This window comes from Mesorhizobium sp. W050 (genome assembly GCF_054719535.1).
In genome coordinates, this window is sequence record NZ_JBTTIH010000001.1 from 2,676,163 (window position 1) to 2,699,534 (window position 23,372).

A 23,372-nucleotide genomic window follows, 5' to 3' on the forward strand; every position below is an offset into this window, starting at 1 on the left:
TTTCAAGGCCTGACAGGGTTTTCCCACGCAACGCGGCGGAAAACCCACGGGACACGTCAGTCTAGACAAAACCCAGGAAACGATAAACCTGCTTTCCTGGGCTTGCCATGCAAAAGAAACAACCGGGCATTGCGGCCCGGTGTTGGTGCGCTCGTTAAACGGAGATTTGAGCAGAGTCAAGCGCGTCGCTGGCGCTGGGCCCGGCAACCATATCACGTCTTTGGCGTTGAGTGCCGTGCCGGATGCGGCGGGAGGTTGTTGCGCCGACGGCATTTAGGAAGGGACTGGAGCCAAAGGAGCCCGAAGTCGCATGAAGAAGTTTTTCCTCTCGTTGGTCGGTGCGGCCGTCCTGGCCGGGACGATGTCGATCGCCGTGCCCGAGCCAGCGATGGCCAAGCATTGGCAGGGCCACAAGCATCGTCAGACCTGCCATGTCGTGGTGAAGAAGAAGGTCATCTGGCGGCATGGCCACAAGAAGGTCATCCGCTACAAGGTGAAGCGCTGCTGGTGACGTCAGGGGTTTCGGGCTTGGCCTGAACCGAAGAAGCCCGTGGTTTCGGCCACGGGCTTTGTTTATCGACTCGGTTCAAGGTTTCAGTCTGCCGATTTCTTCTCCGGCAGGCCTTTGCGCTTGGTCTCTGCGAATTCCTCGAGCTGCTTTTCGCTCATCGAATTGTACATCGACTTCGACGCGCCTTGAAGTTCGCTCTTCCTGGTCTCGCCGCGCTTGGCCGACAGGGCTGCGCCCGCGGCCTTTTGCTGTGCTTTTGAGGTTGCAGGCATATCGGCTTCTCCTTTGCTGCCAGAGGAAGAAACGTTGCGCTCCGGCGACGGTTCCAGCGCTGGCGGTCAACTTCCGTTCCGCGCTCATGCCTGCCCATGGTCGGCCGGCACTGCCGGCAAACCACCTTCCCGTGCCCGCAACGCCGGTGTAGGACGGCGCCATGAAATCGTTGAACGATCCCTCGCAGGCACTCGCTACCGGCCTCGCGAAAATCCGCACCGAGTTCCATGTGCCGGAGGCATTTCCCCCTGATGTAATGGCCATGGCACAGACGGCGGCCAGGCGCGTGCCCGACCAGCATGCCGACCGCACCGCGATGCCCTTCGTGACGCTCGATCCCGCGGCTTCCACCGATCTTGACCAAGCGTTTTCGATCGAAGCGAGCGGTAGCGACCTTCTGTTGCACTATGCGATTGCCGACGTAGCCTGGTTCGTCGCGGACGGCGACGCGGTGGATCGCGAAGCCTGGGCGCGGGGCGAAACCCTGTATTTGCCGGACGGCAAGGCCGGGCTCTATCCCCGGGTGCTTGCCGAGGGCGCCGCGAGCTTGCTGCCCAGCGGTCCGCGTCCGGCTGTCATCTTCACGGTCCGGATCGCCGACGACGGAGCGGTAAGGCTGGATGGCGCGGAGCGGGCAATCATTCAAAGCCGCGCCAAGCTCGCCTATGACAGCGTGCAGGCCGCCGACGTCCCAGTCGGCTTCGCCGAAATCGCGCGGCGCATGGCGGCGGCCGAAGAGCGTCGCGGCGCTTCGCGCGTCGACCCGCCCGAGCAGGAGGTGGAACAGCTTGCCGATGGCACGTTCCAGCTTGCGTTCAGACCGCTGCTGCAATCCGAGCAAGACAACGCAGCACTTTCGCTGGCCGCCAACATGGCGATTGCCGACGCCATGCTGGCACACAGGACCGGCTTGTTCCGGGTGATGGCGCCGCCCGATGCTTCCAAAGTACAAAGACTGCGCAGCGCGGCACGGGCCTTAGGCCTGTCCTGGCCTCCTTCGACCAGCCTGCCCGACTATCAGCGAACCCTCGATCCGACCAACAGGCAACAGGCAGCGCTGATGCTGGAAATCCGCCGCGCCGGCTCCGGTGCGTCCTACCAACCCTATGAGGAAGGCGTTGTCCCCTGGCACGAGGCGATGGCCGCGACCTATGCCCACGCCACCGCGCCCCTGAGGCGGCTGGCCGATCGCTACGTCGTGCGCTGCGTGCTGGCCATCGCCAACGGCCAGCCGGTGCCGCAAGCCGTTACCGAGGCGTTTTCCAGACTGCCGAAGGTGATGGGCCGCGCAGGCGCCCGCGCCTCGCAGATCAACCACGCGGCCATCGACCTTGCCGAGGCGGTGATGCTGAGGGGGCGCATGGGTGAAACATTCAAGGCCGTCGTCACCGACGTCGGTGATCAGCGTGTGCGCGTTCAGCTCTCGGACATGCCTGTCGTTGCTAATGTGAAGGCCTCAGGGTTCAGGCAGGGCGATGGCCTGACGCTAAGGCTTGTTTCGGCCGATCCGGATCGGCGCGTCATTGTCTTCGAGCCTGCCTAAAGCGCGTCGGCGACGCGCTTTAATTTTTTCGTTTTATGCATGTCGTTGTCCCAAAACCGCTGCGCACTTTTGGGCGACATGCATTAGTCTAGCGCGCGCTCAATCCAAAACCCTGCATCAGCCGGCTGATGGCGAAGTCCGCCTTTCCCGAGGTAAAGACGGCGATGTCGGGCTCGCTTTGCGGCAATGGCCCGTCGACAGCCGGAAGCAGCGACAGAGCACGCCGCGCAATCGCTTCGGCCGGGTCGATCCAGTCGACCGGCCAGGGCGCGGTCTTGCGCATGCGATTGGCCAGGAACGGATAGTGCGTGCAGGCGAGCACGACGATGTCCGTGCGCAAATCGTCATGCTGGACGAAACACGGTGCGATCTCGGCACGCACGGCCTCCTCGTCGACAAAGCCCTCGCGCATGTAGGCCTCGGCCAGTCCGGCGAGATTGTTGCTGCCGACCAGCCGGACATGGCATTTCTGCGCCCATTTGCCGATCAGGTCGCGCGTGTACTGGCGCTTCACCGTGCCCGGCGTCGCCAGCACCGAGACCAGCCCGGACCGGGTGCGCTCGGCCGCCGGCTTGATCGCCGGCACGGTGCCGACAAAGGGATGGCCAGGGAATTTTTCCCGCAACGCATCGATCACCAGCGTCGAAGCGGTATTGCAGGCGACGACCGAAATTTCCGGATCAAAACGGTCGAGCAGCTTGGCGAAGAGCTCGACTATATGGGCCTGCAGCGCCGGCTCTTCCCACGCGCCGTAGGGAAAGGCCTTGTCATCGGCGACGTAGACGAAGCGCCGGTCGGGCATCAGCACGCGCGCTTCGCGCAGCACGGTCAATCCGCCAACGCCGGAATCGAACATCAGTATCGGACGGTGGCTCATTGATATCGGACCATGAAAGAGGCTGGATCAGAAGGCTTGGCGGTCATTGGCCAATGCCGTTCTATCTGCAACCATCATGGCCTTGAAGTGGCGAATGTTAGCAACTTCCATGCAAAGCCGGCGAAGACGACCTTGCCTCGGTTGCTCTAGAGCCCGCGCTTGCCGAAGCCGGCGGGCCGCGGACGGCCCAGAGGCTGGGCGGACGGCACCGAGCGCGTGGCCGGTGTGGCGTTGCGCATGGAAGACTGTGTCGTGCTGCTGGCCGTCCGGCCGGATGCCGCAGGCATGGGCGTATCGCCATCGAAATCGAAAACCGATGTCAGTTCGTCGATATTGATGCCCGCCACCGGCTTAGCCACCAGAATCGTGCACCAAAGGCCAAAGATCGACAGCGCCAGCAGGTTCAAACCGCTGGACGTGCTTTCCGGATTGTTGAAATCGATGACCAGCAGCGTGCCTGCCTGCAGAAAGGCGTAGATGGCGCAGAACACGATGTAGGACCACAGGATCCAGGCTTTGCCGTTGGCGTCGCGGCTGCGTCGCCAGGCGATGTTGGCACGCATGACCACGGCCAGGAGGGAAACGACCAGAACCGCGCCTGCCATCCCTTGCCGCAATGGACCGGGCGCCGAGTTGACCAGCCCCTCAAAGCCGACCGTGCCAACGATGCACAGCACAGCTAGAACGGCCTCGAGCAGGGCTACGCCGAGCGAATAGAAGAAGAAGCGCATACGGCCGATTTTGGACGTGAACATTTGCCACCCCACCGTTTTGACAACAATGGATGAGAGGCAAATAAAATTCGGTTACTTCAGCCGTTCGAAGCTTAGCGATTTCTAATCTTCTTTGTCTGCCTGGCGTTTTCGCGCAGCGGCCGGCAAACGCCTTGGATCGTCTCCCGGCGAGCCGTCACCGCGCGGCATGGCCGGCGAAAACCGGTCGAGCGACGAGATGATGCCACGCAGTACTTTCAGTTCCGGCTCGGCGAAACCGGCGCGCGTCAAGACGGCGCGCAGATTGTCGACCATCTTGGGTTTCTTGGGCGCCGGGCGGAAATAACCGCGCGCTTCGAGCGCGCCTTCGAGATAGGCAAACAGGCCGTGCAACTCTTCCTTGCTCGCCGGCTTCATTTCAGGACTGGAGAAATTGGTCGCCGTCTCGTCCTCCAGGCCGGATTTCATCCATTCATAGGACATCAACAGCACGGCCTGGGCGATGTTGAGCGACGAAAAGCCGGGAACGACCGGGAAGGTGACGATCTCGTCGGCCAGCCCGACCTCGTCATTGTAGAGCCCAAAACGCTCGCGGCCGAACAAGATGCCGGTGCGCAGGCCGGCCATCTGACGCGCCCTGAGCGCCCTGCCCGCCTCGACCGGACCACGCACGGGTTTGAAGCCGTCGCGCTCCCGCGCCGTGGTGGCGAAGACGAAGTTGAGGTCGGCGACGGCGGACGCCAGGTCGCCGAACACTGTTACGGCATCGATGACATGGTCGGCGCGGCTGGCGGCGGCGCGCGCCTTCTCGCTCGGCCAGCCGTCACGCGGGTTGACCAGTCTCAGTTCGGCAAGGCCGAAATTGGCCATGGCGCGCGCGACCATACCGATATTCTCGCCGAGCTGCGGCTCGACCAGGATGATCGCCGGCCCGGCGGCGGATGCGTTTTCAGGATGATCGACGGCGGACATGATCTCAATGAACTGCTGTTTGCGGCATTTCAGCGTTCCCTGCCATATCCGCTTGGCAAAATGAAGCTTTTGCAAAACACCGGTCGCGGCACAGACGACCCATTCTGCACGGATCGTCGTTTGCGCGGCCAAATAGGCTTTGATATACGCTCCGCATACCCGGCCGAAGCCATGCGGGCGAGGCCGTTTTGTTCCCCAAAAGCGAGGCATTCTTTTCATGGCGAAGATCAAGGTGGCGAACCCGGTCGTCGAGCTCGACGGCGACGAGATGACCCGCATCATCTGGCAGTTCATCAAGGACAAGCTGATCCACCCTTATCTCGACCTGAAGCTCGAATATTACGACCTCGGCGTCGAGCACCGCGACGCCACCAACGACCAGGTGACCATCGATTCGGCCAATGCCATCAAGAAATGGGGCGTCGGCGTGAAATGCGCGACGATCACGCCCGACGAGCAGCGCGTCGAGGAATTCAAGCTGAAGAAGATGTGGAAGTCGCCGAACGGCACCATCCGTAACATTCTCGGCGGCACCATTTTCCGCGAACCGATCATCATGAAGAACGTGCCGCGTCTGGTGCCGGGATGGACCAAGCCCATCATCGTCGGCCGTCATGCTTTCGGCGACCAGTATCGCGCCACCGACTTCCGCTTCCCCGGCAAGGGCAAGCTGACCATCAAGTTCGTCGGCGAGGACGGCAAGGTGATCGAGCATGACGTGTACGACGCACCCGGCGCCGGCGTTGCCATGGCGATGTACAATCTCGACGACTCCATCCGCGAATTCGCCCGCGCCTCGCTGAATTACGGCCTGCTGCGCAATTATCCGGTTTATCTCTCGACCAAGAACACCATCCTCAAAGCCTATGACGGCCGCTTCAAGGACATTTTCCAGGAGGTCTACGAGGCTGAATTCGAGGCCGAGTTCAAGGCGAAGAAGCTGTGGTACGAGCACCGGCTGATCGACGACATGGTGGCCTCCGCCCTGAAATGGTCTGGCGGCTATGTCTGGGCCTGCAAGAATTATGACGGCGACGTCCAGTCCGACACGGTGGCGCAAGGTTTTGGCTCGCTCGGCCTGATGACCTCCGTGCTGATGACGCCGGACGGCAAGACGGTGGAAGCGGAGGCCGCGCACGGCACCGTGACGCGCCACTATCGCCAGCACCAGAAGGGCGAGGAAACCTCGACCAATTCGATCGCCTCGATCTTCGCCTGGACGCGCGGCCTCGCCCACCGCGCCAAGCTCGACGATAATGCCGAGTTGAAGCGATTTGCCGACACGCTGGAGAAGGTCTGCATCCAGACGGTTGAGAGCGGCTTCATGACCAAGGACCTGTCGCTCTTGATCGGTCCCGACCAACCATGGCTGTCGACCACCGGCTTCCTCGACAAGATCGACGAGAATTTGCAGAAGGCGATGGCGTAAGCCGGCAGCCATGGCCAAGCCGGTCGTCTACGGGGCGGACTACAGCGTCTATGTGCGCATCGTCCGCCTCGTGCTGGCGGAAAAAGGCATCGACTACGAGCTTGTGCCGGTCGATGTCTTTGCCGCCGAGGGCACTCCTGCCTGGTATTTCGAGCATCACCCTTTCGGCCGCATTCCGGCCTTCGAGCACGACGGGTTTCGCCTGTTCGAAACCAGCGCAATCGCCCGCTATGTCGACGACGCGTTCGACGGCCCGGCACTGCAGCCGCCCGCACCCGTGCAACGATGAACCAGCTCATCGGCATTCTCGACGCCTATGCCTACAGATCGATGGTCTGGGACGTCGCCGTCGAGCGGCTTGAGAAGGAAGCGCCAGACGAGGCACTGGTCGCCAACGGGCTGCGCCAGGCGGAAACGGTGCTGCGGGTGCTCACCGCACTCAAGCCTCCCGGGCCGTGGCTGCTCGGGGACCATCTGACGCTGGCCGACCTGCATGCGGCATCCATCATCGCCTATTTCGTCAAGGTCGCCGACGGGCAAAAGCTGCTTGCGGCGTTCGCCGACATCCAGGCCTGGTGGGAGGGCATCGCAAAACGTCCGAGCCTGGCGGCGGGCTGATATGGGTTCGGGCCATGGCTGACCCATCTCGCCAGGACGCGCTCACCGTCGCCAGAATTGTCAGGGTCAACCACGCCGGTGAGTTTGGTGCGATCAGGATCTATTCGGCGCAGATTCTTGTCGCCAGGCGCTTATGGCCGGATTGCGTGCCATCCTTGTCGGAGATGCTTGGACACGAGCGCACGCATTGCGCTGCGTTCCGCGCCGCCATGCCGGCGCGGCGGTCGCGACCGTGCCGGGTGATGCAGTTCTGGAGCTGGGGTGGCTGGGTGCTGGGTTTTGTCACCGCCCTGCTCGGTCCGCAAGGCATCTGGGCCTGCACGGCGGCGGTTGAAGCGGCGGTGCATCGCCATCTGGACGATCAGCTGTTTTTCCTCGCCAATCGCGACTACGACTTGCACGGCATCATCCTGGCGATCCGCGAGGAAGAGCTCGCCCATCTCCATCACGCCGAAGAGCAGCTGAAATCGCCCGGCCCGGCGCTGAACTTTTTACGGTCGCTGATTTCGATCGCCACGGACGTGCTGATCTGGCTGTCCACCTGGGGCGATTCCAGCAGAATGACGCGCGCCCTGAAGGCGGCGAAGCAGAGCTAAGCTTTCAGGCTGCCTCCAGCGCCGCCCTCACCGCGGCGATCGCATCACTGGCCTTCGAGGCGTCCGGGCCGCCGGCTTGCGCCATGTCGGGCCGTCCGCCGCCGCCCTGCCCGCCCAGTGCGGCCGAGGCAACGCGCACCAGATCGACAGCGCTGAAGCGGCCGACGAGATCGTCCGTCACGGCGACCACGACGCTTGCCTTGTTGTCTTCGCCCGCACCGACGAAGACGACGACGCCGGAGCCGAGCGATGTCTTGCCGGCATCGGCCAGCGGCTTCAAATCCCTAGGTGAGACGCCGGTAACCGCCTTGCCGAGGAAGCCGATCCCGGCGACGGTTTCGGCGGTGGCCGGAGCATCGGCCGCGGCACCACCGCCCAGCGCGAGTTTCTTGCGCGCTTCGCTCAGTTCCTTCTCGAGCTTCTTGCGCTCCTCGAGCAGCGTCTCGACACGCGCCGGCACGTCGGCCGGCGAAATCTTCAACACGGCCGCCGTCGCCTTCAGGCGCCTGTCCTGCTCGTCGAGATATTTTCGTGCGGCTTCGCCGGTCAGCGCCTCGATGCGGCGCACGCCGGCGGCGACCGCGCTGTCGGAGACGACACGCACCAGGCCGATATCGCCGGTCGCCCGGACATGGGTGCCGCCACAAAGTTCGACGGAATAGGGTCTATTGGCCTTGGCGCCATGCACGCCGGTGCCCATCGAGACGACACGCACCTCGTCGCCGTATTTCTCGCCGAACAGCGCCATGGCGCCTTCGGCGATGGCGTCGTCGACCGACATCAGCCGCGTCGTCACCGGGCTGTTCTGGACGACGATTTCGTTGGCCATGCGCTCGACCTCTTCGAGGTCTTCGGCCGAGATCGGCTTGTTGTGCGAGATGTCGAAGCGCAGGCGCTCGGGCGCGACCAGCGAACCTTTCTGCGCGACATGGGTGCCCAGCACCTCGCGCAGCGCCTCATGGATCAGATGCGTTGCCGAATGATTGGCACGCAGCCGGGTGCGGCGTGCATGGTCAACCTTCAGCTCGACGGCTGCACCTGGCTTGACCGTGCCGTTCGTCACCTTGCCCAGATGCACGAACAGGCCGTCGGCCTTTTTCTGCGTGTCGGAAACCTCGATCGAGAAACCTTCGCCGGAGATGATACCGGTGTCGCCCATCTGGCCGCCGGACTCGCCATAGAACGGCGTCTGGTTGACGACCACCGCCACCGCGTCGCCCTTGATCGCGCTGTCGACGGTCTTGCCGTCCTTGACCAGCGCCTGAATGAGGCCTTCCGCCTGTTCGGTCTCGTAGCCGAGGAATTCGGTGGCGCCGGCCTTCTCGCGTACAGAAAACCAGATGGTCTCGGTGGCCGCGTCGCCGGAGCCAGCCCAATGCTTGCGCGCTTCGGCCTTCTGCTGCTCCATCGCATGGGTGAAGCCGGCAAGGTCGACCGAGATGCTGCGCTGGCGCAGTGCGTCCTGCGTCAGATCGAGCGGGAAGCCGTACGTGTCATAGAGCTTGAAGGCCGTCTCGCCGTCCAGCATGTCACCGGCATGAAGCGTCTCCGTCGCCTCCGAGAGCAGGCCGAGGCCGCGCACCAGCGTCTTGCGGAACCTGGTCTCCTCGAGCTTCAGCGTCTCGGTAATCAGCTGTTCGCCGCGCAGCAGTTCGGGATAGGCCTGGCCCATCTCACGCACCAGCGCCGGCACCAGCTTCCACATCAACGGCTCCTTGGCGCCGAGCAACTGCGCATGGCGCATGGCGCGGCGCATGATGCGGCGCAGCACATAGCCGCGGCCTTCGTTCGACGGCAGCACGCCGTCGGCAACCAGGAAAGAGGACGAGCGCAGATGATCGGCAATGACGCGGAAGGAGGCGACCGTCTCCTTGTCGGGTCCCTGCCCGAGCGCTGACGAGGCCGCATCGATCAGATGACGGAACAGGTCGGTCTCGAAGACGCTCTCCACCCCTTGCAGGATGGAGGCCATGCGCTCCAGGCCCATGCCGGTGTCGATCGACGGCCGCGGCAGGTCGATGCGCTCATCCTTGGTGACCTGCTCATATTGCATGAACACCAGGTTCCAGAATTCAAGGAAGCGGTCGCCGTCCTCCTCCGGGCTGCCGGGAGGGCCGCCCCAGATGTGCTCGCCACGGTCGATGAAGATTTCCGAGCACGGCCCGCACGGTCCGGTGTCGCCCATAGCCCAGAAATTGTCGGAGGTCGGGATGCGGATGATGCGGTCATCGGAGAAACCGGCGATCTTCTTCCAGAAGCCGGCCGCCTCGTCATCGGTGTGATAGACGGTGACCAGCAGCTTGTCCTTGTTCAGCCCGAACTCCTTGGTGATCAGGTTCCAGGCCAGTTCGATGGCGCGCTCCTTGAAATAGTCGCCGAAGGAGAAATTGCCGAGCATTTCGAAGAAGGTCAGATGGCGCGCGGTGTAGCCGACATTGTCGAGGTCGTTGTGCTTGCCGCCGGCGCGCACGCTTTTCTGCGCAGTGGTGGCGCGCGAATAGGACCGCTTCTCCAGGCCGGTGAAGACGTTCTTGAACTGCACCATGCCGGCATTGGTGAACATCAGCGTCGGGTCGTTGCGCGGCACCAGCGGGCTCGAGGCCACGACCTCGTGGCCCTCCTTGCGGAAATAGTCGAGGAATGTCGACCGGATCTCGTTCACGCCACTCATGAGTGCTGCCTTTTCGCGAAAACCGCCGGCACGGCCGGCGGACACTGGTCTCTGCTTTTTAGAAGATTGACTTGGCCTTTTAGCGGGCACGCCCCACCCTGTCCAGAAACACGGAATTGGGCCAATCCGGCAACTGCCAAGCCGGCTTCACGCTGCCCAAAAACGAAAACCGCCGGCGCGAAGGCCGGCGGTTTGAAACGCAATACTAAAGAACTCGGTTACTTAAGCTGGATTTATGGCCGAACTCTGGCCGTGCCCTACATGGCGCCGGATTCTTCCTCGAAGCCGTCGTCGCTTTCGCCGCGCTCGGGGCCACCATTTTCAAGAAATTTCTCGGCGATCAGCCCGGCATTCTGCCGCAGCGCAAGTTCGATCTCACGCGCCGTGTCGGGATTGTCGCGCAGGAACAGTTTGGCGTTTTCGCGACCTTGGCCGAGACGCTGCGAATTGTAGGAGAACCAGGCGCCGGACTTCTCGACCACGCCGGCCTTGACGCCGAGATCGACCAGTTCGCCGGTCTTGGAGACGCCCTCGCCATACATGATGTCGAACTCGACCACCTTGAAGGGCGGCGCCAGCTTGTTCTTGACCACCTTGACCCGGGTCTGGTTGCCGACGACCTCGTCGCGGTCCTTGACCGAGCCGATGCGGCGGATGTCGAGGCGCACCGAAGCGTAGAATTTCAGCGCGTTGCCGCCGGTCGTGGTTTCCGGCGAACCGAACATGACGCCGATCTTCATGCGGATCTGGTTGATGAAGATGACCATGGTGTTGGAGCGCGAGATCGAGGCGGTCAGCTTGCGCAGCGCCTGGCTCATCAGACGAGCCTGGAGACCGGGCAGCGAATCGCCCATCTCGCCCTCGATTTCAGCGCGCGGCGTCAGGGCGGCCACCGAATCGACCACCAGAACGTCGATGGCGCCGGAACGCACCAGCGTGTCGCAGATTTCCAGTGCCTGCTCGCCGGTGTCCGGCTGCGAGATCAAGAGGTTTTCCAGATCGACGCCGAGCTTGCGGGCATAGACCGGATCGAGTGCGTGCTCGGCATCGACGAAGGCGCAGATACCGCCTTTCTTCTGGGCTTCGGCAACTGTGTGCAGCGCCAGTGTCGTCTTGCCCGAGCTTTCCGGCCCGTAGATCTCGACGATGCGGCCGCGCGGCAGGCCGCCGACGCCAAGCGCGATGTCGAGGCCCAGCGATCCGGTCGGCACGGTTTCGATCTCGACGACCTGCTCATTGGCGCCAAGCCGCATGATCGAGCCCTTGCCGAAGGCGCGCTCGATTTGCGACAGCGCCGCGTCCAGAGCCTTTGATTTGTCCACCGCTTTGTCCTCTACAAGCCGCAAAGAATTCTGAGCCATGATACATCACCCCTTGGTCGTCAATGAAGGCCGGACAATCCGTAATCCCTGCCCATTTTGTACTACTTTTGTTCTCGTTTGGCAAGAGGGATCAAATAACTGAAAAACAATCATTATCCGGATTTGTTCTTTTTTTGTCTCGTGGTTTGGTTTTCGGACGCGTTCCGCATTGGGCCAGATGCTCCGGCTGTTTCGATGGGCCGAATCGCCGGCTCGCCTGCGAAGCTCGGTCGCACAGCCTAGCGCTTGTCTGGTTCGAATAACAAAGGTCATATCGCCGGCATGGTGAAATCAGCAAAGATACTGGCGGTGGGCGGCGCCCATATCGATCGCCGCGGCCAGGTGTCGGGCACGTACGTGCCCGCGGCGTCCAACCCCGGCACGATGCGCGAGGATGTCGGCGGCGGCGTCTTCAACGCGCTGCGCAGCCTGGTGCGGCGCGGCGTCTCGGCCTCGCTTTTGTCGGTGCGCGGCGGCGATGCCTCGGCCGAGACGGTTGCGCGCGCCATCGCCGACTCCGGCATTGCCGACCTGTCGGCGGTTTTCCTCGACCGCACGACGCCGAGCTACACGGCGCTGATCGATCGCGACGGCGAGCTGATCACCGGCTTTGCCGATATGGCGCTCTACGATTTGGCGTTCCCCAAGCAGATCCGCCGCTCCAAGGTGCGCGAGGTGGTCGCCGAGGCCGATGCGGTGCTCTGCGACGCCAATCTGCCATCAACGGCGCTGGAGCGGCTGGTGGGGCTCGCCGCCGGCAAGCCGGTGTTCGCCATCGCCATTTCGCCGGCCAAGGTGGTGCGGATGATACCAGTGCTGAAGGAACTCGCGCAGGTCTTCATGAACCGGCGCGAGGCCATGGTGCTGGCCGGCGTCGATGCCAATGCCACCGAGCGCGAGATCGTCGACGGACTGCGCTGCAGCGGCCTCACCAGTGGCGTGGTGACGGCGGGCGACGGCCCGGTGCTGGGATTCGACGAAGCCGGCGCCTTCTCTATCCTGCCGCCGGCGCCGAGAAAAGTCGCCGACGTCACCGGCGCCGGCGACGCGCTGGCCGGCGCCACCATCGCTGCCCTGCTGCGCGGCCTGCCCCTGCGCCAGGCATTGCGCGAGGGCGTTGCCGCCGCCACGCTGGCCATTGAAAGCGCCGACGCGGTTCCGGCCTTCACGATTGCGACCTTCACCGAGGCACTGGCTCTTGTGCCCGACGCGCAGGAAATGGCATGAGGGCGGCCAATTGCCATTGCCGGAGCGCGACGTCCAAGCGGACGCGCGGATCTCCGGATCGGAGACCATCATGACACCGCAAAGCGCCCGCCCCTTCATCGACCTCCACGCGCCCGTGGCCGAGGCGCTCGCCGCTGGCCGCCCCGTCGTGGCGCTGGAAAGCACCATCATCACCCATGGCATGCCTTACCCCGACAATGGCGCCATGGCCGCCAATGTCGAAAAGATAATCCTGGACAATGGCGCGGTGCCAGCGACGATCGCCGTGGTCGCCGGCCGCATCAAGATCGGGCTTTCCGACGGCGAGCGCGAGTCGCTGGCGATGACCGGCGACGCCATGAAGCTGTCGCGCGCCGATCTCGGCTTTGCGGTGGCGCAAGGCCGCACCGGCGGCACCACGGTCGCCGCCACCATGATCGCCGCTGACTTGGTCGGGATAAAGGTGTTCGCCACCGGCGGCATTGGCGGCGTCCACAAGGGCGCGGAAAAGAGCTTCGACATCTCGGCCGATCTCGACGAGTTGGCGCGCACGCCGGTCATCGTCGTCTCGGCCGGCGCCAAGGCGATTCTCGACATCGAAAAGACGCTGGAAGTGCTGGAGACGCGCGGCGTGCCGGTGATTGGCCATGGCTGCGAGACGATGCCGGCCTTCTGGTCGCGGCATTCGCCGTTCCGCGCGCCGCTGACCCTGCACAGACCGGAAGAGATCGCGCATTTCTACAAGACCAGGGCGGCACTTGGCCTGGTCGGCGGCATGCTGATCGCCAACCCGGTGCCGCAGGACGATGAAATCCCGGCCGACGAGATGGCCGGCTATATCGAGGCCGCGCAGAAGGCGGCGGAAGTGCAGAATGTGACCGGTAAGGCGGTGACGCCGTTCCTGCTGGGCAAAATCCTCGAACTGACCGGCGGCCGGAGCTTGAAGACCAACATCGCGCTGGTCGAGAACAATGCGCGGCTGGCGGCGAGGATTGCGACGGCGCTGTAGGATCGCCTACGTCGGCGGGACAGCACCCCCCTCTGGCCTGCCGGCCATCTCCCCCGCAAGGAGGGAGATTAACAGCTTAGCCGCAGGCTCCCATTTTCAACGTTGGTGATTAGCGAAGGCCAATGTGACAACTGATCTCCCCCCTTGCGGGGGAGATGTCCGGCAGGACAGAGGGGGTGGGAAGAAACGCGGCGGTCCCGGTTCACTTCCCCGCCCTTCGTCCCGCCTCATACGCCCGGCGCGCCCACACCCTCATCTCGTCAGGATCATCAAACGCGTCGTCGGGAATGCTCCAGTACGGCATCGCGACCAGCTTGCCGTGGCGGGTGCCGGTATAGGTCCATTGCTTGCAGCCGGCGGCTTCGAAGTCGGGCGCGCTTTGCTCGTCAGCCTTGAGCAGCAATTCGCCGCGCAGCACGATGGCGACGATGACGCCGTCGAAATAGATACCCTTGCCGCCGAACAGTTTTCGGATACTGACCGGGCCGAGGCCTTCGAACAGTTCTTCGATGCGTTCATTGTCCATGCCGCAATCATGTCACCGGGCTTGCCATGGCTGCAACCAAAAACCATGCTGGCAAGTTGAGAGCCATCCGTCGGAGTTCTGTCATGCCGCTGCTGCTCAAGGGATCCTGCCGCTGCGATGCCGTCCATTTCGAGGTGGAGAGCAACACGCCGGTGCCGTTCATGCTGTGCTACTGCTCGATCTGCCGCAAGCAGCAGGGCGGCGGCGGCTTCGCCATCAATCTCGGCGCCGATTACAAGACGCTGAAAATCAAGGGCAAGCGCAATCTCGGCGTCTACCAGGCCGAGATCGCGGACGACGAGCATCCAAAGTGCGAGATTTCGACGGGCGAGCGCAATTTCTGCAAGAAGTGCGGTTCGGCGCTCTGGCTCTACGATCCGACATGGCCGGACCTGGTCCACCCCTTCGCCTCGGCAATCGACAGCGAGTTGCCGAAACCGCCGGAGAAGGTGCATCTGATGTTGAAATACAAGGCGAGTTGGGTCGAGCCGGTGATCGGCAAAAAGGACAAGGTCTTCGACGTCTATCCCGAGGAATCGATCGCCGACTGGCACAAGCGGACGAAGATGTGGGTGAAGTAAGCAGGGAGGCGCGGAGCGCGACTTCCGATGGTCAGCGCTGCCCCTCATCCGGCCCTTCGGGCCGTTCGTCATTCGAAAAGCCAAGCAATTGGCTTTTCGCCCGCTGCGCGGACCATTCCTCACCTCCCCGTGAACGGGGAGAAGGAAGATCAGGCCGAAGCGCGCGCCTCAGCCAGCGCCTTCAGGTCGGCGGGCTTCAGTTCGACGGATTCGCCGCAGCCGCAGGCCGAACTCTGGTTCGGGTTGTGGAAGGTGAAGCCGGTGCGCAGCGTGGTCTGCTCGAAATCCATCTCGGTGCCGAACAGGAAAAGGGCAGCCTCGGGCGCGACATAGACATGCGCGCCGTCGCGTTCGATATGGTCGTCCTTGGTATTGGGCTCGGTCACCAGGTCGACCGTGTATTCCATGCCGGCGCAGCCGCCCTTCTTGATGCCGAGGCGAATGCCATGCGCATTGTCGCGCGTGGCGACGATCTCGCGCACCCGGTCGGCGGCCTTTTCGGTCATCGTGATGACGGCGAAGCGTCCCATTCTTTTTCCTCTTCCATTCCATGCAGGTTCAAGGCCTGCCGAATGATTCCTCACCTAAAATGGTGAAGTTTTACCACTGGTGCAAGTGCACCAACCTCAGTCAACCTAGTACCAGCCCACCGCCACCTGCGCCTCTTCCGACATGCGGTCGGGCGACCAGGGCGGGTCGAAGGTCATGTTGACCTCGACGCCGGAGACGCCTTCGACGGCGCCGACGGCGTTTTCCACCCAGCCGGGCATTTCGCCGGCCACCGGACAGCCGGGCGCGGTCAGCGTCATGTCGATCTTGACCGCGCGGTTGTCCTCGATGTCGATCTTGTAGATGAGGCCGAGCTCATAGATGTCGGCCGGTATTTCCGGGTCATAGACCGTCTTCAGCGCCGAGACGATGTCGTCGGTCAGCCGCGCCAGCTCGTCGGCGGGAATGGCCGAGGCGGAAACCAGCGGATTGACGGCCGCTTCCGGCGCGGTGGTGTGGCTCGCATCATCCATGGTCGTCATCCAAAGAACCTGTCACCCGAAGAACTTGCGCGCTTTTTCCAGCGCATCGGCCAAAGCGTCGACTTCGGCCCTGGTATTATACATGCCGAACGATGCCCTGCATGTGGAGGTTACGCCAAAGCGTTTCAACAGCGGCTGGGCGCAATGGGTGCCCGCGCGGACGGCAACACCTTGCCTGTCTATCACCATCGACACGTCATGGGCATGAATGCCCTGCAATTCGAAGGAAATGATGGCGCCCTTGTCCGGCGCGTCGCCGAAGATGCGCAGCGAGTTGATGGCGCGCAGCCGCTCGTGCGCGTAGGTCTTGAGGTCGGCCTCGTGCGCGGCGATGCGCTCGCGGCCGATCTTTTCCATGTATTCCAATGCTGCACCCAGCCCGATCGCCTGGACGATCGGCGGCGTGCCGGCCTCGAAGCGGTGCGGCGGCTCGTTGTAGGTGACGACGTCTTCCGTCACTTCCTCGATCATCTCGCCGCCGCCCATGAAAGGGCGCATGGCCGAGAGAATATCCTTCTTGCCGTAGAGCACGCCGATGCCGGAGGGCCCGTAGACCTTGTGGCCGGTGAAGACGAAGAAATCGCAATCGAGGTCCTGGACGTCGATCGGCATGTGCACGGCGCTCTGGCTGCCGTCGACAAGTACGGGAATTCCACGCGAATGCGCGATGCGCACGATCTCCTTGATCGGCGTCACCGTGCCCAGCGCGTTCGACATATGCGTGATGGCGACGAGCTTGGTCTTGTCGGTCAGGCGCTTTTCGAATTCCTCGATGCCGAAGATGCCGAGATCGTCGACCGGCACCCAGACCAGCTTGGCGCCCTGCCGCTCCCGGATGAAATGCCACGGCACGATGTTGGAGTGGTGCTCCATGATCGACAGAACGATCTCGTCGCCCGCGCCGATATTGGGCATGCCATAGCCGTAAGCGACGGTGTTGATCGCCGCGGTCGTGTTCGAGGTGAATACGATGTTGTCGGTGCTTGGCGCGTTGAGGAAGCGGCGCACCGTCTCGCGCGCCTTCTCGTAGGCGTCGGTCGCGGCATTGGACAGGAAATGCAGGCCGCGATGGACGTTGGCGTATTCCTGGGAATAGGCGTGCTGGATCGTATCCAGCACCACCTGCGGCTTCTGTGCCGAGGCGCCATTGTCGAGATAGACCAGCGGTTTGCCGTAGACTTCGCGCGACAGGATCGGGAAGTCGCGGCGGATCGCCTCGACGTCGTAGGGGGTGGTTTCGAGTTTCTGGTCCATTACAAGCTCTCTTGAGGCAACGCCTCACTCCGTCACTCGCCCCTCATCCGACCGAGCTTCGCTCGGCCACCGCCCGGGGCGAGTCACTTGCCTCGCCCGTCCTTCGGACCCCACAAGGGGAGAAGGGAAAGAGGTGCTTACCCATGGGCCACGAACCAGTCGTCCAGCCTTGTTTCCAGGGCCTCGACGATGGTTTCGTCGTCCAGTTCCTCGATCACTTCGGCGACGAACGCCTTGACCAGCAGGCCACGGGCGCTCTTCTCGTCGATGCCGCGCGCCATCAGGTAGAACAGATGGTTGTGGTCGATCTCGGTAACGGTCGCGCCGTGGCCGCAGATGACGTCGTCGGCGAAGATTTCCAGCTCCGGCTTGGTCGAGAACTCGCCATCATCCGACAAAAGCAGCGTGTTGCAGGCCATCTTAGCGTTGGTCTTCTGCGCGTATTGGTGGACGTTGATGCGGCCCTGGAAGACGCCGCGCGCCTTGCCGGTCACCACATTGCGGATCACTTCCGTCGATGTCGTATGCGGCACGGCATGGTCGAGCACCATGGTCACGTCGGTGTGGGTGTCGCCGGCCAGAAGGTTGATGCCGCGCAATTTGAAATCGGCGCCTTCGCCCGTGGTCTTCACCACGATCTCCTGGCGCACAAGCTTGCCGCCGGCATTCATGAAGAACAGCGTCAGCTTCGAATTCTTGCCGAGATGCGCCTTGAACTGCGCCAGATGGGTGGCCGTTTCCGGCTGTTCCTGGATGATCAGCCAGGTCACCTCGGCGCCCTCGCCCAACACCAGCTGGCTGACGGAGCTGGCCAGAGCCGCGCCCTCGCCCGCCTGACGCTCGACGATCGCAGCCTTGGCGCCGGCGCCGACACGCACGGGAAAGCGCACATGGGTCTGTCCGCCGGCTTGCAGGTTCTGCAATTCGATCGGCTTTTCCAGTGCTGCGCCATCGGCGATGTCGACGAAATAGCCGTCGGCGACGAAAGCAGTGTTCAGCGCGCCGATGGCGTCATCGCTGCCATAGGGCTCGAGGCCGGGTGCAATCGAGCCGTCGGTCAGCTTTTCCGACAGGCGCTGGATCGTCACGCCCTCGATCGCGGGGAATTTCGCACTCGAGACGCCGTTCAGAACCGCCAGCACGGCGGAACCTTCGACGATGGGCGTTAGCGTTTTGGCGGCGGCCGTCGGATCGAATGCCGGCACCGCGGTCAACAGCCGGCGCAGGTCAGTGTAATGCCAGGATTCGATGCGCCGCGTCGGCAGCCCGTGCTTGATCGCCTCGATGGCGTCGTCGCGCTTCAGCATCACCGCGCCGTCACCCGGCAGCAACGACAGACGCTCGCCGAAAGCGTCGATCAACGCCGTTTCGGCCTGCGTGCGCTGGGGTTGTGTATGCATATTCATCAGTTTTGCCCCGCCTTTCAGCATAAAATGGCCTTCTGGCGTCTCACGCGGCTTCGCCGATCACGCCGGCATAGCCATTGGCTTCGAGATCGAGCGCCAGCGACTTGTCGCCGGACTTGATCACCTGGCCCTTGTATAGGACGTGCACGCTATCGGGCACGATGTGCTCGAGCAGGCGCTGGTAGTGGGTGATGACGATGATGGCACGGTCGGGCGAACGCAGCGCGTTGACGCCGTCCGAGACGATCTTCAGCGCATCGATGTCTAGGCCTGAATCGGTCTCGTCGAGCACGCAGAGCTTTGGCTCCAGCAGCTTCATCTGCAGGATCTCGGCCCGCTTCTTCTCGCCGCCGGAAAAGCCGACATTGAGCGGCCGCTTCAGCATCGCCATGTCCATCGAGAGCGAGGCTGCCGCCTCTTTCACCCGCTTCAAAAATTCCGGAATTTTTAGCGGCTCCTCGCCGCGCGCCTTGCGCTGCTCGTTCATCGCCACCTTCAGGAACTCCATGGTCGCGACGCCAGGTATCTCCATCGGATACTGGAAGGCGAGGAAGATGCCCGCGGTGGCGCGCTCGGCCGGATCCATTTCGAGGATCGACTGGCCGTTATAGAGGATGTCGCCTTCGGTGACCTCATAGTCCTCACGGCCGGCGAGGATGTAGGACAGCGTCGATTTGCCCGAGCCGTTCGGACCCATGATGGCAGCGACCTCGCCGTTTTTCACCGTCAGGTTCAGGCCGCGGATGATCTCGGTGCCGTCATCGACGATGCGGGCATGCAGATTCTTGATCTCAAGCATTTTTTCTTTCCTGGATATATATTGTCCGGTCAGCCGACCGAGCCCTCGAGGCTGATGCCGATAAGCTTCTGCGCTTCGACCGCGAACTCCATCGGCAGCTGCTGGATAACATCCTTGACGAAGCCGTTGACGATCAGCGCGATCGCCTCCTCTTCCGGGATGCCGCGCTGCATGACGTAGAACTTCTGGTCCTCGGAAATCTTCGACGTCGTCGCCTCATGCTCGAACTGCGCCGTCGAGTTCTTGGCTTCCATGTAGGGCACGGTGTGGGCGCCGCACTGGTCGCCGATCAGGAGACTATCGCAATTGGTGAAGTTGCGGGCGTTGGTCGCCTTGCGGTGCGCCGAGACCTGGCCGCGATAGGTGTTCTGCGAGAAGCCGGCGGCAATGCCCTTGGAGATGATGCGGCTCGACGTGTTCTTGCCGAGATGGATCATCTTGGTGCCGCTATCGACCTGCTGGTAGCCGTTCGACACAGCGATCGAATAGAACTCGCCGGAGGAATCGTCGCCGCGCAGGATGCAGCTGGGATATTTCCAGGTGATCGCCGAACCGGTCTCGACCTGCGTCCACGAGATCTTCGAACGGTGGCCGCGGCAGTCGCCGCGCTTGGTGACGAAATTGTAGATGCCGCCCTTGCCCTCGGCATCGCCGGGGTACCAGTTCTGCACCGTCGAATATTTGATCTCGGCATCGTCGAGCGCCACCAGTTCGACGACGGCGGCATGCAGCTGGTTCTCGTCGCGCTGCGGCGCCGTGCAGCCTTCGAGATAGGAGACGTAAGCCCCCTCCTCGGCGATGATCAGCGTGCGCTCGAACTGGCCGGTGTTCTTCTCGTTCATGCGGAAATAGGTCGACAGCTCCATCGGGCAGCGCACGCCCTTGGGCACGAAGACGAACGAGCCGTCGGTGAAGACAGCCGAATTCAGCGTGGCGTAGAAATTGTCGGATGTCGGCACGACCGAGCCGAGATATTTCTGCACCAGCTCCGGATGCTCGCGGATGGCTTCCGAGATCGAGCAGAAGATGACGCCGGCCTGCGCCAGTTCCTTCTTGAACGTGGTGACGACGGAAACGGAATCAAACACCGCGTCGACGGCGACACGGCCCGATTTGTAGACGTTGTCGCTGGGCTCCTCGAGATCGGAGACGTCGGTTTTCTGCACGCCGGCGAGGATTTCTTGTTCCCGCAGCGGAATGCCGAGCTTCTCGTAGACCTTCAACAGCTCGGGATCGACGTCGCTCAGCGAGGTCGGGCCGGGCGTGCTCTTGGGCGCCGCGTAGTAATAGAGGTCCTGAAAGTCGATCTTCGGATAATGGACGCGCGCCCAGGTCGGCTCTTCCAGCGTCAACCAGCGCCGATAGGCTTCCAGACGCCATTCCAGCATCCAGGACGGTTCATCCTTCTTGGCCGAGATGAAGCGAATAATGTCTTCGCTCAGGCCCTTGGGGGCCTTGTCCATCGCGATCTCTGTCTGGAATCCGTATTTGTACTGGTCGACGTCGATCTTTCGGACCCGATCGATCGTGTCCTGCACAGCAGGCATAAGCGTTCTCCATCCACGCCGGGGTCAAGGCCCGACAGTTTTCAAACTATGGCATCGCCGAGGGCTGCCCATTAGGCGCCGAAGGCGGCGTAAGTTTCATATAGTGCGTCTCGGCCGGGAATTCACCCGGCCACTTGCAAACGCACGGCTCTACCAGGCCGCGAGGCCTGAATTCTTTGTCGCCGCCTCAGGCGGCTTGTTCCCTGCCCGCCCGGCGCTGGGCAATACCGGCCAGCGCAGCACGGAACAGTTCGATATCCCCGGCACTCGTTGCGTGGCCGATGGACACGCGCAAAGCGCCCAGGCTGTCGCCATGACCCATGGCTTTCAGCACATGGCTCGGCCCGACCTTGCCCGACGAACAGGCCGATCCCGCCGACAGCGCAACGCCAGCCAGATCGAACGCGATCTGCGCCGTCTCGGCCTTGATGCCGGGAATAGCGAAGAATGTCGTATTGGCAAGCCTTGGCGCGCCGGTTCCGAAGATTTCTGCGTCCGGCACCAGCGTTTTGAGTGTTTTCTCGACCTCGCCGCGGCGTTGCGCGATCGCTTCGACGTCTTTCAGTCCAGCCAAAGCCTGCCGCGCCGCGGCGCCAAAGCCGGCGATGGCCGCCAGGTTTTCGGTGCCGCCGCGATGGCCCTTTTCCTGGCCGCCGCCATTGATCAGCGGCTTCGGCATCATCAGATCGGCTGCCGCAACGACGGCGCCGACACCCTTGGGGCCGCCGATCTTGTGCGAAGACAGAATCAAATAGTCGGCGTAAGCCGCTGACATATCGATGGGAACACGGCCCGCAGCCTGCACCGCGTCGACCACCAGAATGCCGCCCGCCGCATTGACGATCGCGGCGATGCGATCAATCGGCTGGATGACGCCGGTCTCGTTGTTGGCCGCATGGATCGCGACCAACGGCAGGCCTTCGGCCTTGTCATGCGCGGCCAGAGCGGCTGTCAGCTGAGCGAGGTCAGCGATGCCATCGGCGTCGACGCCGATCCGCGAAACCTGTGTTGCCGGGAAGCGGCCGCCGTTCAACAGGCAAGGGTGGTCGGCCTCGCAGACATAGAGCCGGCTCATGCGCACCGTGCCACGGCCCATCCGCCAATCCGGTGTCAGCAGCGTCGATGCGGCCTCCGTCGCGCCGGAGGTGAAGACGACATGCTCGGCCTTGGCGCCGACAAGTGCTGCCACATCGCGCCGGGCAGTGTCGATCAGGCGCCGCGCCGCGCGCCCCTCGGCATGCACCGACGACGGATTGGCGACGAGATCGAGCGCGGCAATCATCGCCTCGCGCGCCTCGGCAATGAGCGGCGCGCTGGCATTGTAGTCGAGATAGGCGCGTGCTGCGGCCATTTTCACCCAATCGATCCCGTCAAGACCCTTTCCGCAAGGATAGCGCGTTATTTCCTTGAAATTGCAAGGCAAGACGTCCTATTTACGCGGCTTGCGGCGAGGATGGCCGGGCCGTCACGGCTGGCTATCCAGTTTTGAACAATTCTAAACTAGCTTCTAAGAAGACGCTTGCCCTGCGTCAAGGCCCGGAAGGGCTGGGGCTAGAGTAAAGAGTTGTTCCGGGCGCCGCGCATTCGTATGCCATTTGGAGTAGTTCATGCCTGAGGTCATTTTCACCGGTCCGGCCGGCCGCCTGGAGGGCCGCTACCAGCCTTCCAAGGAGAAGAGCGCGCCGATTGCCATCGTGTTGCATCCGCATCCGCAATTCGGCGGCACGATGAACAACAAGATCGTCTATGACCTCTTCTACATGTTCCAGAAGCGCGATTTCACCACGCTTCGCTTCAACTTCCGCGGCATCGGCCGCAGCCAGGGCGAATTCGACCACGGCACCGGCGAATTGTCGGATGCCGCCGCAGCGCTCGACTGGGTGCAGTCGCTGCATCCGGATTCCAAGAGCTGCTGGGTGGCCGGTTATTCCTTCGGCTCCTGGATCGGCATGCAGCTTCTGATGCGCCGGCCCGAGATCGAGGGCTTCATCTCGATCGCGCCGCAGCCCAACACCTATGATTTCTCGTTCCTGGCGCCCTGCCCGTCATCGGGTCTGATCATCCATGGCGATGCCGACAAGGTGGCGCCGCCCAAGGATGTGCAGGGCCTGGTCGACAAGCTGCACACGCAAAAGGGCATCACCATCACGCAGAAGACCTTGCCAGGCGCCAACCACTTCTTCGCCAACGACGCCGATCTGCTGCTCGAGGAATGCGCCGACTATCTCGACCGACGGCTGGCCGGCGAATTGTCCGATCCGCGGCCGAAGCGGCTGCGCTAAGAGCAATTCCAGGAAAAGTGTAAACGGGTTTTCCGTCCGGAATTGCGTCAAAACAAAAACTCCCGGTCCGATGCCGTCAGAGTCGTGCCCATCATGGGCGCGACAATGCCATTTCGGGTGATCCAAACGGTGAAGCCAGCCTGACATGTGGCGCGGCTCGGCTGAAC

22 protein-coding genes and 1 pseudogene are annotated in these 23,372 nt (G+C 62.9%); 9 read left to right on the forward strand and 14 right to left on the reverse strand.

Annotated features, from left to right (window positions below; genetic code table 11):
• Positions 1-310: 310 nt before the first annotated feature.
• Positions 311-511: a hypothetical protein gene (locus ACYG9Y_RS13030; RefSeq protein WP_023690200.1), complete on the forward strand. Its 201-nt coding sequence runs from the start codon at positions 311-313 to the stop codon at positions 509-511.
• 83 nt (positions 512-594) lie between these two features.
• Here the strand turns inward: ACYG9Y_RS13030 and ACYG9Y_RS13035 are convergent, their stop codons facing one another.
• Positions 595-783, reverse strand: a complete 189-nt coding sequence (locus ACYG9Y_RS13035; RefSeq protein WP_023684876.1) for a DUF3008 family protein — start codon at positions 781-783, stop codon at positions 595-597.
• Positions 784-944: 161 nt separating this feature from the next.
• On the opposite strand from ACYG9Y_RS13035, the gene ACYG9Y_RS13040 reads away from it, so the two are divergent.
• Positions 945-2,327, forward strand: coding sequence for an RNB domain-containing ribonuclease (locus ACYG9Y_RS13040; RefSeq protein WP_023739393.1), 1,383 nt, complete (start codon positions 945-947; stop codon positions 2,325-2,327).
• A gap of 88 nt (positions 2,328-2,415) precedes the next feature.
• Here ACYG9Y_RS13040 and murI read toward each other — a convergent pair whose 3' ends face one another.
• The 3 genes from murI to ACYG9Y_RS13055 form a co-directional block, all read right to left on the reverse strand.
• Positions 2,416-3,204 (reverse strand): glutamate racemase, encoded by a 789-nt coding sequence (gene murI, locus ACYG9Y_RS13045; protein WP_023684874.1) that lies wholly within the window; start codon positions 3,202-3,204, stop codon positions 2,416-2,418.
• A gap of 146 nt (positions 3,205-3,350) precedes the next feature.
• A complete protein-coding gene (locus ACYG9Y_RS13050; RefSeq protein ID WP_156929814.1) occupies positions 3,351-3,935 on the reverse strand; it encodes a hypothetical protein in 585 nt (194 codons plus the stop codon).
• A gap of 105 nt (positions 3,936-4,040) precedes the next feature.
• Entirely contained in the window at positions 4,041-4,889 is an 849-nt protein-coding gene (locus ACYG9Y_RS13055) for an RNA methyltransferase (RefSeq protein WP_023669113.1), read from the reverse strand.
• A gap of 217 nt (positions 4,890-5,106) precedes the next feature.
• Between ACYG9Y_RS13055 and ACYG9Y_RS13060 the strand changes: the two genes are divergently transcribed.
• From ACYG9Y_RS13060 to ACYG9Y_RS13070, 3 genes and pseudogenes are all read left to right on the forward strand, one after another.
• Positions 5,107-6,318, forward strand: coding sequence for an NADP-dependent isocitrate dehydrogenase (locus ACYG9Y_RS13060; protein WP_023669114.1), 1,212 nt, complete (start codon positions 5,107-5,109; stop codon positions 6,316-6,318).
• Positions 6,319-6,328: 10 nt separating this feature from the next.
• Positions 6,329-6,936: pseudogene (locus tag ACYG9Y_RS13065) on the forward strand (glutathione S-transferase family protein).
• 14 nt (positions 6,937-6,950) lie between these two features.
• Positions 6,951-7,532, forward strand: a complete 582-nt coding sequence (locus tag ACYG9Y_RS13070) for a demethoxyubiquinone hydroxylase family protein (RefSeq protein WP_023739395.1) — start codon at positions 6,951-6,953, stop codon at positions 7,530-7,532.
• A 4-nt stretch (positions 7,533-7,536) separates the two neighbouring features.
• On the opposite strand, the gene alaS is transcribed toward ACYG9Y_RS13070, so the two are convergent.
• Together alaS and recA are read right to left on the reverse strand one after the other, a co-directional pair.
• Positions 7,537-10,203: an alanine--tRNA ligase gene (alaS, locus tag ACYG9Y_RS13075; RefSeq protein ID WP_352609237.1), complete on the reverse strand. Its 2,667-nt coding sequence runs from the start codon at positions 10,201-10,203 to the stop codon at positions 7,537-7,539.
• 257 nt (positions 10,204-10,460) lie between these two features.
• Positions 10,461-11,564: a recombinase RecA gene (gene recA / locus ACYG9Y_RS13080; RefSeq protein WP_023669117.1), complete on the reverse strand. Its 1,104-nt coding sequence runs from the start codon at positions 11,562-11,564 to the stop codon at positions 10,461-10,463.
• A 282-nt stretch (positions 11,565-11,846) separates the two neighbouring features.
• On the opposite strand from recA, the gene ACYG9Y_RS13085 reads away from it, so the two are divergent.
• On the forward strand, positions 11,847-12,791 hold the full coding sequence (locus tag ACYG9Y_RS13085; protein ID WP_023739396.1) for a carbohydrate kinase family protein: 945 nt from the start codon (positions 11,847-11,849) through the stop codon (positions 12,789-12,791).
• A gap of 70 nt (positions 12,792-12,861) precedes the next feature.
• Positions 12,862-13,779, forward strand: coding sequence for a pseudouridine-5'-phosphate glycosidase (locus ACYG9Y_RS13090; RefSeq protein WP_023739397.1), 918 nt, complete (start codon positions 12,862-12,864; stop codon positions 13,777-13,779).
• Positions 13,780-13,981: 202 nt separating this feature from the next.
• On the opposite strand, the gene ACYG9Y_RS13095 is transcribed toward ACYG9Y_RS13090, so the two are convergent.
• On the reverse strand, positions 13,982-14,305 hold the full coding sequence (locus tag ACYG9Y_RS13095) for a TfoX/Sxy family protein (RefSeq protein ID WP_023669120.1): 324 nt from the start codon (positions 14,303-14,305) through the stop codon (positions 13,982-13,984).
• An 83-nt stretch (positions 14,306-14,388) separates the two neighbouring features.
• Here ACYG9Y_RS13095 and ACYG9Y_RS13100 point away from each other — a divergent pair, with 83 nt between their 5' ends.
• Positions 14,389-14,886 (forward strand): GFA family protein, encoded by a 498-nt coding sequence (locus ACYG9Y_RS13100; RefSeq protein WP_023697559.1) that lies wholly within the window; start codon positions 14,389-14,391, stop codon positions 14,884-14,886.
• A gap of 149 nt (positions 14,887-15,035) precedes the next feature.
• On the opposite strand, the gene sufA is transcribed toward ACYG9Y_RS13100, so the two are convergent.
• The 7 genes from sufA to ACYG9Y_RS13135 form a co-directional block, all read right to left on the reverse strand.
• Positions 15,036-15,416, reverse strand: a complete 381-nt coding sequence (gene sufA, locus ACYG9Y_RS13105; protein ID WP_013532156.1) for a Fe-S cluster assembly scaffold SufA — start codon at positions 15,414-15,416, stop codon at positions 15,036-15,038.
• A 105-nt stretch (positions 15,417-15,521) separates the two neighbouring features.
• Positions 15,522-15,908 (reverse strand): SUF system Fe-S cluster assembly protein, encoded by a 387-nt coding sequence (locus ACYG9Y_RS13110; RefSeq protein ID WP_023669122.1) that lies wholly within the window; start codon positions 15,906-15,908, stop codon positions 15,522-15,524.
• A gap of 21 nt (positions 15,909-15,929) precedes the next feature.
• Entirely contained in the window at positions 15,930-17,171 is a 1,242-nt protein-coding gene (locus ACYG9Y_RS13115) for a cysteine desulfurase (protein WP_023739399.1), read from the reverse strand.
• 137 nt (positions 17,172-17,308) lie between these two features.
• On the reverse strand, positions 17,309-18,577 hold the full coding sequence (sufD, locus tag ACYG9Y_RS13120) for a Fe-S cluster assembly protein SufD (RefSeq protein WP_023700862.1): 1,269 nt from the start codon (positions 18,575-18,577) through the stop codon (positions 17,309-17,311).
• Between the two features lie 43 nt (positions 18,578-18,620).
• Positions 18,621-19,376: a Fe-S cluster assembly ATPase SufC gene (sufC, locus tag ACYG9Y_RS13125; protein WP_023684862.1), complete on the reverse strand. Its 756-nt coding sequence runs from the start codon at positions 19,374-19,376 to the stop codon at positions 18,621-18,623.
• Positions 19,377-19,405: 29 nt separating this feature from the next.
• On the reverse strand, positions 19,406-20,923 hold the full coding sequence (gene sufB / locus ACYG9Y_RS13130) for a Fe-S cluster assembly protein SufB (RefSeq protein WP_023706434.1): 1,518 nt from the start codon (positions 20,921-20,923) through the stop codon (positions 19,406-19,408).
• 187 nt (positions 20,924-21,110) lie between these two features.
• Positions 21,111-22,274, reverse strand: a complete 1,164-nt coding sequence (locus tag ACYG9Y_RS13135; protein WP_023711505.1) for a cysteine desulfurase family protein — start codon at positions 22,272-22,274, stop codon at positions 21,111-21,113.
• A 256-nt stretch (positions 22,275-22,530) separates the two neighbouring features.
• On the opposite strand from ACYG9Y_RS13135, the gene ACYG9Y_RS13140 reads away from it, so the two are divergent.
• The gene (locus tag ACYG9Y_RS13140) at positions 22,531-23,205 is read left to right on the forward strand and encodes an alpha/beta hydrolase (protein ID WP_023669128.1); all 675 of its coding nucleotides are present in this window, start codon (positions 22,531-22,533) and stop codon (positions 23,203-23,205) included.
• Positions 23,206-23,372 lie beyond the last annotated feature (167 nt).